Here is a 14,941-nt window from a genome sequence, read left to right as displayed (position 1 = left end):
GATGAGTCAGGGGTCCGGATTGTTCGGCGAGGAGCCTCCCGGCGGTGGCGAGCCCCTGCACGGGGATGCCCGGCCCGCCGAAGACGACGGCACCATCGCCGACGTCTTCAACGGCTTCAGCCTCGATTCGGGCCGTGCGCGCCGCAAGCGCAAGAAGGCGGGCAAGGATGCCCCGGAACCCACGGAACCTCAGTCCCTCCCACCGTACGCGGGCCACGCGCCCGCGGCGGCAGCGGAACCGCAGGCGGCACCCCCGCCGGCCGATCTAGGAGAAGGTGTGACCTCTCTCGCCTCGCCACCGGGCAGTACGGATTCCGACGGCCCCAGACCCGGCGGGCTCTTCGACCCCGGGCCGCCGAGCGGCGAGTTCACCGTGCCCGCCGCGTTCACCCGGGCCCCGGAACGGGTGGACCCGGTCGAGGAGACGGCCATCGTGCGGCCGTACGCTCTCACCGGCGGGCGTACCCGGGCGAACTACGCGCTCGAGCTGGAGACCCTGATCTCCACCGAGGACCACGTCGCCGCGGGGGGCTTCCCCGAGGCGGCCGCAGAACAGATCGAGAGCATCTCGATCATGGAAGAGTGCCGGACTCCACGTTCGGTGGCCGAGATCGCCGCGGCACTGCGGGTGCCGCTCGGCGTGGCGAGAGTGCTGATCAGTGATGCCGCCGATGCGGGCCTGGTCACCGTGCACCGGACGATCTCGGGCCAGGACGGCGCCGAAGCACACTTGATGTTGATGGAAAGGGTTTTGAGTGGACTCCGTCGGCTTTAAGGCACCGCGGGAAACCGCACCCCCGACCATGACATCGGCGAAGATCGTGGTCGCGGGCGGCTTCGGGGCGGGCAAGACGACGTTCGTGGGCTCGGTGTCGGAGATCGTTCCGCTCACCACCGAGGCGATGATGACCGACGCCAGCCGCGGCATCGACAACCTCGACCAGACCCCGAACAAGACGACTACCACGGTCGCCATGGACTTCGGCCGCGTGTCGCTCGACGCGGACCTGATCCTGTACCTGTTCGGCACCCCGGGCCAGCAGCGGTTCTGGTTCATGTGGGACGACCTGGTGCGCGGGGCGATCGGCGCGGTCGTGCTGGCCGACACCCGGCGGCTGGCCGACTCGTTCGCGCCGATCGACTTCTTCGAGGACCGCGGGCTGCCCTATATCGTCGGCGTGAACACCTTCGACGGGGTGCTGGAGCACGACATCAACGACGTGCGGGAAGCCCTCTCGATCGACCCGAGCGTGCCGATCGTGCGCTGCGACGCCCGGGAACGCGAGTCGACGAAGCAGACGCTGATCACGCTCGTCGAGTACGCGATGCGGCAGTGGATCGCGCTGCGCGCGGCCAACGCGAACGCCAACGCCCACTGACGCGTCCGCCGGGTCACCACTGCGGTGACCCGGCGGACGCCTCGGCAGTGCAGTACTCGCCGTGCCGCCGTCGGCTGCTGGCCGCGTCAGCGGCGGCGAACTCGTAAGTTCCTTCTCCTTGCGCTGCAATGCTTCGCGCGCGAGGTGTCAGTCCTTTTCGGACACGATCTCGGGCCGGGTGGCGGTCATCGGCTCGCCCCCAGCGTCGCGGCGAGGTCCTCGAAGCCGGACTGCCCCCCCGTGCCGGTGCCCTTCGCGCTCCGCCTCGTTCGGGAACGGGGCCTGGTGGAAGGTCATCTTCGTCTTGCCGTCCCGGCCGGCGAAGGCGATCGTCACGACGGTCTCGCCCACCTCGTCACGACGGTCTCGCCCAGCGGAAGGTGAACACCAGCCGGGACGGCGGGTCCACCCAGGGTCCCGGCAAAGTTGGGTCGAGGCCCCGTGATCAGCAGAGTGAGCCGTGGCTGCCGCGTCATCATCGGCGGTACCTGCCATCGTCGTCGATTGCGCCCGGCAGCGGGCGATGCGGAGGTGTTCGAGGCGCGCGACCACCTCGTGGTGTGCGCCGGACCTGTCTCGGGTCTGTGAAGGGCCCCTTCACAGACCTTCACGTTCACAGACCTTCACGGACCTCCGCGGTCGGCGAAGGGGCCCTCACACCGACTTTGCCGGAACCCTGGCGGGTCCACCTCGCGGTAGACCCCGCTCATCCGGCGGTCCACGCCGTATTCGGTGCTGGTGATCCGGCCCTGCCAGGCAGCCCCCAGGCCGGGGGTCGGTCGCGACGTCCGGAGCCCGGAACTTCTGCGGACCGAGCCAGTTCGCCAGCTGCTCCGGGTCGGTCCAGGCGCGGAACACCAGCTCTGGCGGCGCGTCGAAAACGCGCACGATGGTCAGATCGTCCTCGGTCAGTGTTCGTGCTCCTCCCCGGTCCGCCGCGGTTGCTGCAGGTGTTCGTCGAGCCGGTCGGAACCGGCCTCCCAGAACCGCCGGTACTGCCCGACCCAGTCGGCCACCCCGGCGAGCGGGGTGGCGTCGAGTCGGCACAGGCGCCACTGCCGGGTGCGGCCGCGGCTGATCAGCCCGGCCTGCTCCAGCACCTTCAGGTGCTTCGACACCGCTTGCAGGCTCATCTCGAACGGCTCGGCCAGTTCGCTCACGCCGGCCTCGCCGTCGGCGAGCCGGGCGAGGATGGCCCGCCGGGTGGGGTCCGCCAGTGCGGCGAAGGTACTGCTCAGCTGATCCGTCGGCATCGGTACTCAATCATGTGGTTGATTAACTGATTGGTTGAACATAGCGCCCGGGCCCGTGCTGTCAACCCGGTGATGAGACCTCGGTCACCGCAGATCGGGTATCCGATAGTAGGAAGTCCGAGTATTTTGAAGAGATGAGCGGCAAGGATCTGTACCGTCCGAAGAACCCGGTCCGGTTCGTCACGGCCTCGAGCCTGTTCGACGGCCATGACGCCTCGATCAACATCATGCGCCGGATCCTGCAGTCCCAGGGTGCCGAGGTCGTGCACCTGGGGCACAACCGCTCGGTCGACGAGGTGGCCACCGCGGCCATCGCGGAGGACGTGCAGGGCGTGGCGATCTCCGCCTACCAGGGCGGGCACGTCGAATACTTCAGCTACCTCGTCGAGCTGCTGGCCGAACGCGGAGCCGGGCACGTCAAGGTGTTCGGCGGCGGGGGCGGCGTCATCGTGCGCGAGGAGATCGACCTGCTGCATTCCCGCGGCGTGGCCCGGATCTTCTCGCCCGAGGACGGCTACGAGATGGGCCTGCCGGGCATGATCAACTGGATGATCGAGGCCTGTGACAGCGATCTGTCCACGCAGCCGCCGGCGTCGGCGGACAAGCTGCTCTCCGGTGACGTGGCGGCGCTCGCCCGGGTGATCACCGCGCTGGAGCGGGAAAACCTGCCCGAAGAGTGGCACACGGCGATCGCCGAGGCCGCGGGCGGGCGGCAGGTCCCGGTGCTCGGGATCACCGGGACCGGGGGATCGGGCAAGTCCTCGCTCACCGACGAGCTGATCCGCCGGTTCCGCCTGGATCAGGAGGACAAGCTGCGGATCGCGGTGCTGGCGGTGGACCCGTCGCGGCGCAAGGGCGGCGGCGCGCTGCTCGGCGACCGGATCCGGATGAACTGCCTGGCCGGCTCCCCGGTGTACTTCCGTTCGCTGGCCACCCGCACCACCTCCGGCGAGATCCCGGCCGGGCTCCGCGGGTCCATTCTGGCCTGCAAGGCCGCCGGGTACGACCTGGTGATCGTGGAAACGCCCGGTATCGGCCAGGGCGACGCGGGCATCGTCGACTATGTGGATGAATCGCTGTACGTGATGACGCCGGAGTTCGGCGCCGCGTCGCAGCTGGAGAAGATCGACATGCTCGACTTCGCCGATGCGGTCGCGATCAACAAGTTCGAGCGCCGGGGTGCCGAGGACGCGCGTCGCGACGTCGCCCGCCAGATCGTGCGCAACCGGGAGGCTTTCGGTTCCGCTCCCGAGGACATGCCGGTGTACGGCACGAGCGCGGCGAAGTTCAACGACGACGGCGTTACCGCGCTGTACCAGTATTTGCGGGACCAGCTTGCCGGGCGCGGCCTGTCGGTGTCGGCGGGCATGCTCCCGGAGGTGACCGGCAAGGTCTCCACCGACGCGAGCACGATCATCCCGGGTGGCCGGGCGCGCTACCTGTCCGAGATCGCGGGCGCGCTGCGGGACTACCACGAGCAGACCGGCAAGCAGGTCGCCGCGCTCCGCAAGCGTGAGCACCTCGCCGAGGCGCGGGCCGCGCTGTCCGAAGTGGACGCGAGCACGGACGCGCTCGACGGTCTGCTCGCCGCCGCAGAGTCCGATGTGGACGACGAGTCGACGAAGCTGCTCGAACGGTTCCGCGCGCTGGCCCAGGACTACCGCGGCGACGAGCTGGTGGTCAAGGTCCGCGATCGGGAGCTGCGCACCCAGCTGTGGCGCGACACGTTGTCCGGCAACCGGATCCCGCGCGTGGCGCTGCCGCGCTACACCGAATCCGGCGAGCTGCTCTCGTTCCTCCGCCGGGAGAATCTGCCCGGTTATTTCCCGTACACCGCGGGCGTTTTCCCGTTCAAGCGCGACGGGGAGGACCCGGCGCGGATGTTCGCCGGCGAGGGTGACCCGTTCCGCACGAACCGCCGGTTCAAGCTGCTCTCCGCCGATTCCGAGGCCAAGCGGCTGTCCACCGCGTTCGATTCGGTGACCCTGTACGGGCACGACCCGAACACCCGGCCGGACATCTACGGCAAGGTCGGCACGTCCGGGGTCTCCATCGCGACGGTGGAGGACATGCAGGCGCTGTACGACGGATTCGACCTCACCGCGCCGAACACCTCGGTGTCCATGACGATCAACGGCCCGGCGCCGACCATTCTCGCGTTCTTCCTGAACACCGCGATCGACCAGAAGCTGGCCGAATTCCGCGCCGAGCACGACCGGGAGCCGGACGATGCCGAGGCCGCCGGGCTGCGCGAGTGGGCGCTGAAGAACGTCCGCGGCACGGTGCAGGCCGACATTCTCAAAGAAGACCAGGGGCAGAACACCTGCATCTTCTCCACCGAATTCAGCCTGCGCATGATGGCCGATATCCAGGAATGGTTCATCGAGCAGGGAGTGCGCAACTTCTACTCGGTCTCGATTTCCGGCTACCACATCGCCGAAGCCGGTGCGAACCCGATTTCCCAACTGGCGTTCACCCTGGCCAACGGTTTCACCTACGTGGAGTCCTATCTCGCGCGCGGGATGAACATCGACGATTTCGCGCCGAATCTGTCGTTCTTCTTCTCCAACGGGATGGACGCGGAATACTCCGTGCTCGGCCGGGTGGCGCGGCGGATCTGGGCGGTCGCGATGCGCGAGCGCTACGGCGCGAACGAGCGGTCGCAGAAGCTCAAGTACCACGTGCAGACCTCGGGCCGGTCCCTGCACGCGCAGGAGATGAGCTTCAACGACATCCGCACCACGCTGCAGGCGCTGTGCGCGCTGTACGACAACGCGAACTCGTTGCACACCAACGCCTACGACGAGGCGATCACCACGCCGACCGAGTCCTCGGTGCGCCGGGCGATGGCCATCCAGATGATCATCAACAAGGAATGGGGCCTGTCGAAGAACGAGAACCCGCTGCAGGGCTCGTTCATCATCGACGAGCTGACCGATCTGGTCGAGGAGGCCGTGCTCACCGAGTTCGACCGGATCTCCGAACGCGGCGGCGTGCTCGGCGCGATGGAGACCGGCTACCAGCGCGGCAAGATCCAGGACGAATCGCTGCTGTACGAGCGGAAGAAGCACGACGGTTCGCTGCCGCTGATCGGCGTGAACACCTTCCGCAACCCGAAATCGGGCGAGGACGACGTGGAGGTGGAGCTGGCCCGCGCGACCGAGGACGAGAAGCGTTCGCAGCTCGACCGGCTCGCCGACTTCCAGCACCGCCACCAGGAGGACGCCCAGCAGGCGCTCAAGACGCTGCGCGAGGCGGCCACCCGCGGCGGCAACCTGTTCGGGGTGCTGATGGATGCCGCGCGGGTGTGCTCGCTCGGGCAGATCACCGAAGCCTTCTTCGAGGTCGGCGGTCAGTACCGGCGCAACGTCTGAGCCGTCACGCCCGCAGCGCGGTCAGCTGCCACAACGGCAGCACCACCCGGCCGCGCTCGTCGGTCGTGAGCGCGCTGAAGTCGGGCGCCGGCTCGTCCGGTGCGAGCCTGCTGACGGCGTCGGCGGCGTCTTCGCGGGTCAACGCGGTGGTGTAGGTCGCCTGCGCCAACCGGGTGATCGTCCAGCCCTGCCCGACGGTCTCGCGCAGACTTTGCTCGGTGATCCGGTCCGGGACCGGGTAGTTCTCCGGCACCGTGTCGGGGAAACACAGAATGTGCAGCCGTGCGCCGGGCCTCGTCGCACGAACGAGCGCGGCGAGGTACGCGGGCCGGGTTTCCTCGTCGAGGCAGTGGTAGAGCGCGCTGTCGAGCACTGTGTCGAACCGGCCTTCGTAGCCGTCGAGACGGGTCGCGTCGGCTTGTCCGAACGAGATGTCCAGTCCTTTCCCAGCTGCTCGCGCGCGGGCTTCGGTCACCCCGGCAGGCGAGCTGTCGAGCCCGGTCACGTGGTATCCGCGGGTGGTGAGGAACGCCGCGTTGTCCCCGGGTCCGCAGCCGATGTCGAGGACCTCGCCGGAAAAGCCGCCGGCCGCTTCGAGCGCCACGAGCACCGGCTGCGGCTCGCCGATGTCCCACGGGATCCTCGGGGCGATGGGACGGGTACCTCGGTAGACCTGCTCGAAGTCGATCTTCGGGATGTACATGCGGCGGCTCCTGTTCGGCAGCTGATGATCTTGCACACTAGCGAACCGATCGGGTGAGTCGTGGCCCACGGCGGGAATACCGCGCCCGGTCCGTGCGGTAGGACAGAACATGGAATTCGGCATCTCGACGTTCGTCACCGATGAAGGCATCCGGCCCGACGTGCTGGGCGAGGCGCTCGAAGAACGCGGGCTGGACTCGCTGTTCCTCGCCGAGCACTCGCACATCCCGGCGAGCAGGCTGAGCCCGTACCCGGGCGGCGGCGACCTGCCGCGGGTCTACTACCGCACGCTGGATCCGTTCGTCGCCCTGACCGCAGCTGCGGTGAACACGTCGCGGCTGGTGCTGGGGACCGGGATCGCCCTGCTCGCCCAGCGCGACACCCTGCACACGGCCAAAGAGGTCGCCTCGCTCGACCTGATCTCGCGCGGGCGGGTGGCCTTCGGCGTCGGCGTGGGCTGGAACCGGGAGGAGATGGCGAACCACGGCACCGATCCGCGTACCCGGGGCGCGAAGATGGACGACCAGCTCCAGGCGCTCAAAGCCATCTGGACGCGGGAACAGGCCGAATTCCACGGTGAGCACGTCGACTTCGACCCGATCTTCGCCTGGCCCAAGCCGGTGCAGGCACCGCATCCGCCGATCTACGTCGGCGGGGAGAGCCCGGCCGCGCTGCGCCGGCTGGCCGAGCACGGGGACGGGTGGCTTCCCCGCGGGAACATCCCGGCCGACAAGATCCGCCGCGTCCGCGACTGGCTGGCCGGGCAGGGCCGCACCGACGTGCCGTTCACGGTCTTCGGCGGCGCTGCCGACCCCGACGTCGTCAAGCGGTTCGCCGAAGCCGGCGTGGAGCGGTACCTGTTCCTCCTCAAGACGATGCCGGAGGCGGAGACGCTGAGCGCGCTGGACGACTTCGCCCGGGTGGCCGCGGACTTCCGCTGAGCCCTGCGCAGCGAAAAGCCTGCTCACTCCGCTACGCGCCGTGAAGAGGCCCTTCACGGACTCAGAGTCCGTGAAGGGCCCCTTCACGGACCTCCACACCGACTTTGCCGACACCCTGCGGCAGCCTCCGGCGAGGCGCGGGCATCGGGTTTCTCTGGCGAGGTGGGCAGATCTGGTTCGGCTGCCCGAATCCGGCGTCTCGAACCGCAACGTTTATCCGGCAAAGGCGGGCACCGGGCTTCTCTACCGCTGTCGACGGGCCTGGCCCGCCCGTCCGAATCCAGCGCCTGCAACCCTCACCGCAAAGGCAGCCACCGGACGCCTCCACCGCCGTCGACAGGACTGGCCCGGTCGCTCGAATCCCGCGCCGTCAACCACAACGCTCATCCCGCAAAAGCAACCACGAGCTTCCCCGACCCGCCGGACACCCCCGACGGCACAAATCCCGCCATCCGCAAGATCACCCTCCAACGCCCCCACGCAGCTCCATGCAACACCCACCCACCCCAGCAGCGGCAGGGACGGCCGCCACCCCGGCGACCTCCAGCCCGTCCAGCACTCCGGTCAGGAAACTCCGCGTCAGCCCGCACACCAGCTCCGGTGCCCGGCCGGCCAGCGGCTGGAACGGGCAGTTCCGCAGCCGCAGGCACACCGGCGTTTCCCGGGCCGGTTCGAAGCCGTGGCGGGTCAGGATCTCGCCGGCGAGGGTCAAGCCGCGTTCGGGGCCGAGCCGGCCGGGGCGGGTGTGGGTGCGTTTCTCGGCGCCGGCCTCGGTGCCGTGCCGGCGGGCGGTGCGCAGGGCGGCGTCGCGGGCCGGTTCGGCAGAGCCGGCGGACGCGACGGCGTCGATCAGGATCGCGCCGAGGACGTCCGGGCGGCGCGGCGGGATGGAGATCGCGAAATCCGTCGCGGCGGGTTCGTAGACCTTCGGGGCGCGGCCCACCTTGCCCGCGGCTCCGTAGCTCGTGCGCAAGAGGCCGGCGGCGACGAGCTTGTCCAGGTGGAACGCCGCGAGCTTCCGCGAGATGCCCACGGCCACGGCCGCCTCTTCCCGGGTCACCGGGCGGCCAGAATCCCGGATGAACGCGTACATCCCGTGGCGGAGGTCCTCGTCCAGGGCCGCCACCGCGCGGATCGTCGCACGCTCACTCGTCACGCCGCTACGATAACCCCTAGCAATGTTTCCGTATCCCCTTCACGGGTGTGTTCACCTGGTCACATTGACTCTCCCCGGCAATAAGACCAAGATTTCCAGGCGAAACCCGTCGAGCCCCGAGGACCGCCCATGTCATCCGCCCTCCGCGTCGTCCACGAACCCGATCCCGGCCTCGACCTCGTTGCCGCCGAGAAGGCAGCCGGGGACTTCCTGCGCGCCCTCGGCATCCAGCTCGACTCGGAGAGCCTGCAGGGCACCCCCGGCCGGATGGCCCGCGCGTACGCCGAGCTGTTCACCCCGCGCTCGTTCGACCTCACCACGTTCCCGAACGACGAGGGGTACGACGAGCTGGTGCTGGCCCGCAGCATCCCGGTGCGCTCGGTCTGCGAGCACCACCTGCTGCCGTTCACCGGCGTCGCGCACGTAGGCTACCTGCCGGGCGAGCGGATCCTCGGGCTGTCCAAGCTCGCCCGCGTCGTCGAGCACTTCGCCTGCCGCCCGCAGGTGCAGGAGCGGCTGACCAAGCAGGTCGCGGGCTGGCTGTCCGACCAGCTCTCACCCCAGGGTGTCGGCGTGGTGATCGAGGCGGAGCACACCTGCATGACGCTGCGCGGCGTGCAGGCGACCGGGTCCTCGACCGTCACCTCGGCGCTGCTCGGCACGCTCCGCCGGGACGCCCGGTCCCGTCAGGAGTTCTTCGCGCTCGCCGGGGTCAACTCCTGACCGTCCGCCCACGCGCGGTAGGTGTGTTCGAGGAACCGCTCGACCCCGCGCACCACGTGCGCACTGCGAATCGAGGGGAACACGTCGAACGCGTGCTGCGCGCCCGCCAGCTCGGCGTAGGCCACGACCTCGCGTGACTTCTCCCGCAGCCGTTGCACGAACTCGCGTGCCTCGGCCACCGGTACCAGCGAATCGTGCTTGCCGTGGATCACGAAGAACGGCGGCGCCTCCTCGGACACCCGGTTCAGCGGGGAGGCGGCGAGGTAATCGTCGAGGTGATCGCGCGGAGGCCGATCTGGCGCGAACACCCGCCGCGCGAGCAGGCTTTCCAGCCGGTACCGGCTGTCCGCGGTGCCGGTGGCGGCCGCGATGTCGTACACGCCGTAATGCGGCACACAGGCCTGCACGCTCGTATCCGCTTCGGCGAAACCGGGCTGCAGTGCCGGATCGTTCTGGCTCAGCGCGAGCAGCGCGGCGAGGTGCCCGCCCGCCGAACCGCCGGTGACCGCGACGAACCGCGGATCGCCGCCGTAGTCCGCGATGTGCTCGCGGATCCAGGCGAGCGCCTGCTTGGCCGCGACGATGTGCGCGGGCCAGCGGTGCGCCGGGGCGAGCGGGTAGTTGATCGCCACGCAGACCCAGCCGCGGCGTGCCAGGTGCCGCATCAGCGGCTGGCCCTGCTCCTCCTTGTTGCCGACGACCCACGCGCCGCCATGGATCTGCAGCAGCACCGGCGCGTTGCGGACCGGCTCGCGCGGGCGGAAAACATCGAGCAGGAAACGCTTCCCGCCCGGGGCGTAGGCGATGTCGCGGTCCCGCCGCACCTGCGGGTCGTGGCTGCGGAACGGCAGCGCGATCTGTGTCCACGGCGTGGCCAGGTCGCCGGGCCGAGGCGCCAGCCGTTCGGCGTAGTCCGGGCCGAGCGCGCCGGTCAGGGCAGATTCGACCTCGCCCCGCGCACGCTGCGCGGTGGCGATCACCGAGCCGAGCCCGGCCGCCGAAACTGCGGCCAGGGCCAGCCCGGCACGATCGCCGCGACCGCGTAATCCGCGGCGGGCCAGATGCTGCACGGTGTCCGCCGCGGTGAGTGCGAGCAGATGCGGGGCGAGTTCGCCGGTGAGCCATCCGGCGAAGAACACCGGGATCGAGGTGCGACGGGCCTTCGGTGGTGCCACCGCGAGCGCGGTGAGCCCGAGCGTCGCCGCCCGCCGGGTGAGGAAGTCCGGTTTCACCTGTCCGATGCTACCTTCGCGGGACTCCGTGCCCGCCGTTTCTGGAATACCCTGGACCGATGCAGAGATTGAGCGGCCTCGACGCGAGTTTTCTTTGTCTGGAGACCCCGTCGCAGCTGCTGCACGTCTGCGGACTGCTCACGCTGGACGGGACGACCATGCCCGGCGGGTATTCGTTCCCGGAATTCGAACGACGGCTCGCGGAGCGCGTCGCGGTGATCCCGGCGTTCCGCCGCAAACTGCACAATCCGCTCTGGAACCTCAGCCATCCGGTGTGGGTCGAGGACGAGGACTTCGACCTGGACAACCATCTGCACCGGGTCGGCCTGCCCGCGCCGGGCGGTGATCGCGAGCTGGCCGAGCTGTGCGCGCATCTTGCTGGTCAGCAGCTCGATCGCGCGCATCCGCTGTGGCAGTGCTCCGTGATCGAAGGCCCCGAGGACCGCGTGGCCGTGCTGATCAAGATGCACCACGCCAGTGTGGACGGGGTCGGCGGAGCCAGCCTGATCACCTACCTCGCCGGATTCGCACCGGACGCGCCGGTGCCGGAGATCCCGGACGCCGGGCACGACACCGGCCTGCCGACGCGGGTGCGAATGCTGTGGGAGAGCGCGGATGTACTGCTGCGCCGCCCGGCGGAGATCGCCCGGCTGCTGCCGCGCTGGCTCGGCAAGGCGTTGCACGGCAAGGGAATGCCGGTGCCGTTCACCGCGCCGCGCACTTCGCTCAACGGGACGATCACCGGCCACCGCTCGGTCGCCTTCGCGCAGCTCGAGCTGGCCGAGGTGAAGCGCGTGAAGAACGCGTTCGGGGTCACCGTGAACGACGTGGTGCTGGCGCTGGTTTCCGGTGCGCTGCGCCAGTTTCTGCTCGGCCGTGGCGAGTTGCCGGAGGACCCGCTGGTGGGCACCGTGCCGGTGTCGGTGCACGAGCGGACCGAACGCGATCGCGGCAGCAACCGGGTGTCCGCGTTCTTCGTGTCGCTGCCCACGCACCTGGCCGATCCGGCGGCGCGGGTGTTCTTCCTGGCCGAGGCGAACCGGCTGGCGAAGGACCATCATCACGACATCAGTGCGGACCTGCTCGCCGATTGGGCGCAGTTCTCCCCGGCGGCGGTGTTCGGCCTCGGCGTGCGGGCGTACTCGGCGCTCCGGCTGGCCGAACGGCATCCGGTGGTGCACAACCTGATCGTCTCGAACGTGCCAGGCCCGCCGATGCCGTTGTACCTGCTCGGCGCGCGGGTCACCGGGCTCTACCCGCTGGGGCCGGTCTTCCACGGCGCCGGGCTGAACGTCACGGTGTTGTCCTGCGACGGAAAGATCGGCGTAGGGCTGCTGGGGGCGAAGGAGCTGGTCAAGGATCTGTGGCCGCTCGCCGACGCGCTGCCGGAGGCGTTGCGGGAGCTGCTCGTGGCCACGCCCGGCTGAGATTCAGCGGCGGGTGCCGCCCCGTCGTTGCTTCGGGATCCGTCGCGCGGACACCTTTTTCTTGGCCGTGTAAGGAATGTCCGCGAACGCCAGGGTCGCCCGCAACGCTCGCAGGGCGCGGTCCAGGCGCAGCAACGCCACCTGCGACAGGGTGAACAGCTCGTCCACGTGCCAGGAACGGCCCGCAGCGGCCAGCACGACGGTGTCCGGCGCGCCGGAGAGCACCCGTCCGGGGTCCGAAGTGGACACTTTGTCGGCCAGCTGTGCCATGGCCTGCGGTTCGTCGTGCAGTGCTTCGGCTGAGACCAGCGCCTGGGTGTACAGGTGGCTCGCCGCCGTCGCCCGGCCCAGCCATTTCACGTGGATCAGCTCGTCTTCGGGGCCCAAGAGATCGCACAGTTCGAACCGCGGGTGCAGTGGCGTGCTTGCGACGTCGCGGTCCAGGCAGACGTACCCGGGTTGTTCCGCGACGAGCCGGCAGTACCGATGCTCGTCATCCGGTGCACCGCTGGGTTTCCAAGTCACTGCCGGCCACTGATGACGCCGCGCCAGCAGATCGCTTACCTGCTCGCGCATCTGGGCAACGTAGGTCTCGCCGATGCGGTACCAGCGGCCCTGGTGGAAGACGTAACGCGTGTGCTCGACGGTGGTTTCGTAGGCGAGCCACTTCGCGGCGGGCAGCGGCGCGCCGGTCGGCTCTGCCCCGGCTTCGTCGGCGCAGGGCGTGATCCGTCCTGCTCGCAACGCCTTGAGCCGCCGGTCCTCCGGAATACTCGCCAGCCGCGCGGTGAGGTGCTCCGGTTCGAGCCGCCCCGGCACGTGCAACGGACCGCCCGCGCCGAGCGCGGTCACCAGGAACGAGCCGGCGTTCTCCGCGTCCGGCCCGGCCCCGGGCGGCCAGGCGAGGCCGAGCTCCCCGCCGTCGCAGCCGAGCGCGCCGGCGAGCCGCCGTTCCAGCTCCGGCACGATTGGGTGGTGCCGGTCCAGCGGCCGGGTCTGGGAGACGAACCGCAGCGCGGAATCCTCGTCCGGCTCGTCGACCACCGCGGCGACCGCGTCGAGATCGGCCAGGAATGCTTCGGGATCCTTGGCCAGCGGCGCCCACAACGACGTGCCGACGCGGATGCGGTGCCGTTTGCCGGTCACCCGGCCGTAGGTGAGGTCGGTCAGATCGGCCGAACCGGCGATGCGCTGCACCAGTTCGCCGTAGGGCTCCAGCCGGAACGCGGACAGCTCGCCGCCGCCGGGGATGGAGATCTGCGTGGCCCGCGCGGACACGTCCAGTGCCGCGCTCGCCACCAGCCCGAGCGCGAACGGGTCCAGCCGGCGGATGCCGAAGCGCAGCCCGAAACCCGGCTCGACGTGGTCGTCGTTGAGCACCAGATGCCCGGCGCCCCAGGTGACCGCGTACCACCACGGCGGGCGGGGCACCAGCAGGACCGCGAACGGCAGCATCGAGGACAGTTCGAGCGTGCTGCCGGTGAGCGCTTCCGCGTGCGGCAGCCAATGCGGGGCCTCGGTGCGGAACGCGCCGGCCACCAGGCGGGCGTGGGTCCCGGAAAGCCGGACCGGGATGTCCGTGCTGATCTGCTCCGGAGTCAACGGAACCAGCAGTTCGTGGTCCGGGGCACCGCCGTCGAGGCGGAACAACGACACCGGCCTGCTCGGTGCGGACGGAGACATGACCACCACCGGAGGAAAGGAGGCGAAACGGCGTCCGGTCAGGATGACGCGCCGATCCGTCCGTCCGGTGAATCACGCAGCGCGCAGGGAATGCCGAATGATGAAATTCCGCTGAATCGGCCTTTCTCATGATCCGGTGATCCGGAATGGTAGGGTACTCGGGATGTGCTTCCGGGAAACGGTGTCCGTGCGGCTCAGGCTACCAGACGATGAGCATGCGATGGCCGATTGCTGGACGGCGAATGGCCTTTCCGGGAAATCGCGGACATGACTCGATCGGCCCTGTATCGCCCCCGCCGCTGGGCTGTCCGTGGTGCTTTCCGGGAAATCCCGTCACCGTGGGTGAACCGGGGATCGGGCAGCGGCCGTGCGGAATGGGCCGCCCGGGTCCGGAACGCGGCGGAGGCCGGTTCGCGCTGCCGGATGTGTCCGTCTACCCTGGCGGAGTCGTTTCTTCTCGGCCCGCCTGCGGGGGCAGCATGGTGACAGTCCCGATGTTCGCACATGGCGACCGTCTCACCCGTCGGGACCTGGAGACGATCTCGGATGAACGCCACCGGTATGAACTGGTGGACGGGACGCTACTGGTGAGCCCGTCCCCGCGTCCGCTGCATCAGCGGGTGGTCGCGCGCCTCCTCGCCGCGCTCACCCCGGTCTGTCCTGCGGACTGCGAGGTGCTGCCCGCTCCCGTGGACGTAGTGCTGGACGAGTTCACCGTGCTGATCCCGGACGTGGTCGTGGGCCGCCGGGAGACCTTCACCGAACGGGCGCTGGTCGGCGTCCCGGTGCTGGCCGTCGAGGTGGTCTCGCCCTCCAGCCGGCACATCGACCACCACCTCAAGCCAGCCCGTCTCGCCGCGGCGGGCTGCCCGTACTACTGGGTGGTCGAACCCACCGAGCCCACACTGAGCTGCTTCCGCCTCGTCGACGGTGGTTACGTGCTGGACGCCGAGGCCACCGGCGAGCAGGTGGCCCGGCTCGACCGGCCGTACCGGCTGGACCTGTGCCCGGCGGAGCTGGTCTCCAGCCACTGACCCCGCCCTGCTGGCCGGGCGGACGGCGGTGGGCGAC

The 14,941-nt window shown here is 69.7% G+C and carries 14 protein-coding genes; 7 read left to right on the top strand and 7 right to left on the bottom strand.

Annotation, left to right across the window (positions count from 1 at the left end):
- Nucleotide 1 precedes the first annotated feature (1 nt).
- Both ATK36_RS32785 and ATK36_RS06245 read left to right on the top strand, forming a co-directional pair.
- Entirely contained in the window at nt 2-775 is a 774-nt protein-coding gene (locus ATK36_RS32785; protein ID WP_211291821.1) for a DUF742 domain-containing protein, read from the top strand.
- Nucleotides 756-1,379, top strand: coding sequence for a GTP-binding protein (locus ATK36_RS06245; RefSeq protein ID WP_098510399.1), 624 nt, complete (start codon nt 756-758; stop codon nt 1,377-1,379). Before ATK36_RS32785 ends, ATK36_RS06245 begins: the two co-directional genes overlap by 20 nt.
- 147 nt (nt 1,380-1,526) lie before the next feature.
- Here the strand turns inward: ATK36_RS06245 and ATK36_RS06240 are convergent, their stop codons facing one another.
- From ATK36_RS06240 to ATK36_RS06230, 3 genes are all read right to left on the bottom strand, one after another.
- Nucleotides 1,527-1,730 (bottom strand): SRPBCC family protein, encoded by a 204-nt coding sequence (locus tag ATK36_RS06240; protein WP_211291820.1) that lies wholly within the window; start codon nt 1,728-1,730, stop codon nt 1,527-1,529.
- A gap of 303 nt (nt 1,731-2,033) precedes the next feature.
- Complete coding sequence (locus ATK36_RS06235; RefSeq protein WP_342752082.1) at nt 2,034-2,237, bottom strand: SRPBCC domain-containing protein; 204 nt, start codon at nt 2,235-2,237, stop codon at nt 2,034-2,036.
- A gap of 50 nt (nt 2,238-2,287) precedes the next feature.
- Nucleotides 2,288-2,632 carry an ArsR/SmtB family transcription factor gene (locus ATK36_RS06230; RefSeq protein ID WP_098510398.1) on the bottom strand — a complete coding sequence of 115 codons (345 nt, stop codon included), beginning with the start codon at nt 2,630-2,632 and terminating at the stop codon, nt 2,288-2,290.
- A 134-nt stretch (nt 2,633-2,766) separates the two neighbouring features.
- Here ATK36_RS06230 and icmF point away from each other — a divergent pair, with 134 nt between their 5' ends.
- Entirely contained in the window at nt 2,767-6,006 is a 3,240-nt protein-coding gene (icmF, locus tag ATK36_RS06225) for a fused isobutyryl-CoA mutase/GTPase IcmF (protein WP_098510397.1), read from the top strand.
- 4 nt (nt 6,007-6,010) lie between these two features.
- Here icmF and ATK36_RS06220 read toward each other — a convergent pair whose 3' ends face one another.
- Entirely contained in the window at nt 6,011-6,709 is a 699-nt protein-coding gene (locus ATK36_RS06220; protein WP_098510396.1) for a class I SAM-dependent methyltransferase, read from the bottom strand.
- Between the two features lie 109 nt (nt 6,710-6,818).
- On the opposite strand from ATK36_RS06220, the gene ATK36_RS06215 reads away from it, so the two are divergent.
- Nucleotides 6,819-7,649 carry an LLM class F420-dependent oxidoreductase gene (locus ATK36_RS06215; RefSeq protein WP_098510395.1) on the top strand — a complete coding sequence of 277 codons (831 nt, stop codon included), beginning with the start codon at nt 6,819-6,821 and terminating at the stop codon, nt 7,647-7,649.
- 460 nt (nt 7,650-8,109) lie between these two features.
- On the opposite strand, the gene ATK36_RS06210 is transcribed toward ATK36_RS06215, so the two are convergent.
- Nucleotides 8,110-8,805, bottom strand: coding sequence for a helix-turn-helix transcriptional regulator (locus ATK36_RS06210; RefSeq protein ID WP_098510394.1), 696 nt, complete (start codon nt 8,803-8,805; stop codon nt 8,110-8,112).
- A 129-nt stretch (nt 8,806-8,934) separates the two neighbouring features.
- On the opposite strand from ATK36_RS06210, the gene folE reads away from it, so the two are divergent.
- A complete protein-coding gene (gene folE, locus ATK36_RS06205) occupies nt 8,935-9,528 on the top strand; it encodes a GTP cyclohydrolase I FolE (protein WP_098510393.1) in 594 nt (197 codons plus the stop codon).
- On the opposite strand, the gene ATK36_RS06200 is transcribed toward folE, so the two are convergent.
- Nucleotides 9,492-10,760 (bottom strand): alpha/beta hydrolase, encoded by a 1,269-nt coding sequence (locus tag ATK36_RS06200; RefSeq protein WP_098510392.1) that lies wholly within the window; start codon nt 10,758-10,760, stop codon nt 9,492-9,494. The genes folE and ATK36_RS06200 overlap by 37 nt on opposite strands.
- A 59-nt stretch (nt 10,761-10,819) precedes the next feature.
- On the opposite strand from ATK36_RS06200, the gene ATK36_RS06195 reads away from it, so the two are divergent.
- Nucleotides 10,820-12,187, top strand: coding sequence for a WS/DGAT/MGAT family O-acyltransferase (locus ATK36_RS06195; RefSeq protein WP_098510391.1), 1,368 nt, complete (start codon nt 10,820-10,822; stop codon nt 12,185-12,187).
- A 3-nt stretch (nt 12,188-12,190) separates the two neighbouring features.
- On the opposite strand, the gene ATK36_RS06190 is transcribed toward ATK36_RS06195, so the two are convergent.
- Entirely contained in the window at nt 12,191-13,870 is a 1,680-nt protein-coding gene (locus ATK36_RS06190; protein WP_098514679.1) for a TIGR04141 family sporadically distributed protein, read from the bottom strand.
- A 494-nt stretch (nt 13,871-14,364) separates the two neighbouring features.
- Here ATK36_RS06190 and ATK36_RS06185 point away from each other — a divergent pair, with 494 nt between their 5' ends.
- Nucleotides 14,365-14,904, top strand: coding sequence for a Uma2 family endonuclease (locus ATK36_RS06185; protein WP_098514678.1), 540 nt, complete (start codon nt 14,365-14,367; stop codon nt 14,902-14,904).
- The last annotated feature ends 37 nt before the right edge of the window (nt 14,905-14,941 follow it).

This window comes from Amycolatopsis sulphurea (genome assembly GCF_002564045.1).
Classification (GTDB): domain Bacteria; phylum Actinomycetota; class Actinomycetes; order Mycobacteriales; family Pseudonocardiaceae; genus Amycolatopsis; species Amycolatopsis sulphurea.
Note: the sequence above shows the minus strand (reverse complement) of the source record. Positions and strands in the feature narration are given on the sequence as shown.

Coding starts and splice junctions, on each gene's coding strand:
- ATK36_RS32785 (WP_211291821.1), top strand. CDS start 2: ATGAGTCAGGGGTCCGGATTGTTCGGCGAGGAGCCTCCCGGCGGTGGC.
- ATK36_RS06230 (WP_098510398.1), bottom strand. CDS start 2,632: ATGCCGACGGATCAGCTGAGCAGTACCTTCGCCGCACTGGCGGACCCC.
- icmF (WP_098510397.1), top strand. CDS start 2,767: ATGAGCGGCAAGGATCTGTACCGTCCGAAGAACCCGGTCCGGTTCGTC.
- ATK36_RS06220 (WP_098510396.1), bottom strand. CDS start 6,709: ATGTACATCCCGAAGATCGACTTCGAGCAGGTCTACCGAGGTACCCGT.
- ATK36_RS06215 (WP_098510395.1), top strand. CDS start 6,819: ATGGAATTCGGCATCTCGACGTTCGTCACCGATGAAGGCATCCGGCCC.
- folE (WP_098510393.1), top strand. CDS start 8,935: ATGTCATCCGCCCTCCGCGTCGTCCACGAACCCGATCCCGGCCTCGAC.
- ATK36_RS06195 (WP_098510391.1), top strand. CDS start 10,820: ATGCAGAGATTGAGCGGCCTCGACGCGAGTTTTCTTTGTCTGGAGACC.
- ATK36_RS06190 (WP_098514679.1), bottom strand. CDS start 13,870: ATGTCTCCGTCCGCACCGAGCAGGCCGGTGTCGTTGTTCCGCCTCGAC.
- ATK36_RS06185 (WP_098514678.1), top strand. CDS start 14,365: ATGTTCGCACATGGCGACCGTCTCACCCGTCGGGACCTGGAGACGATC.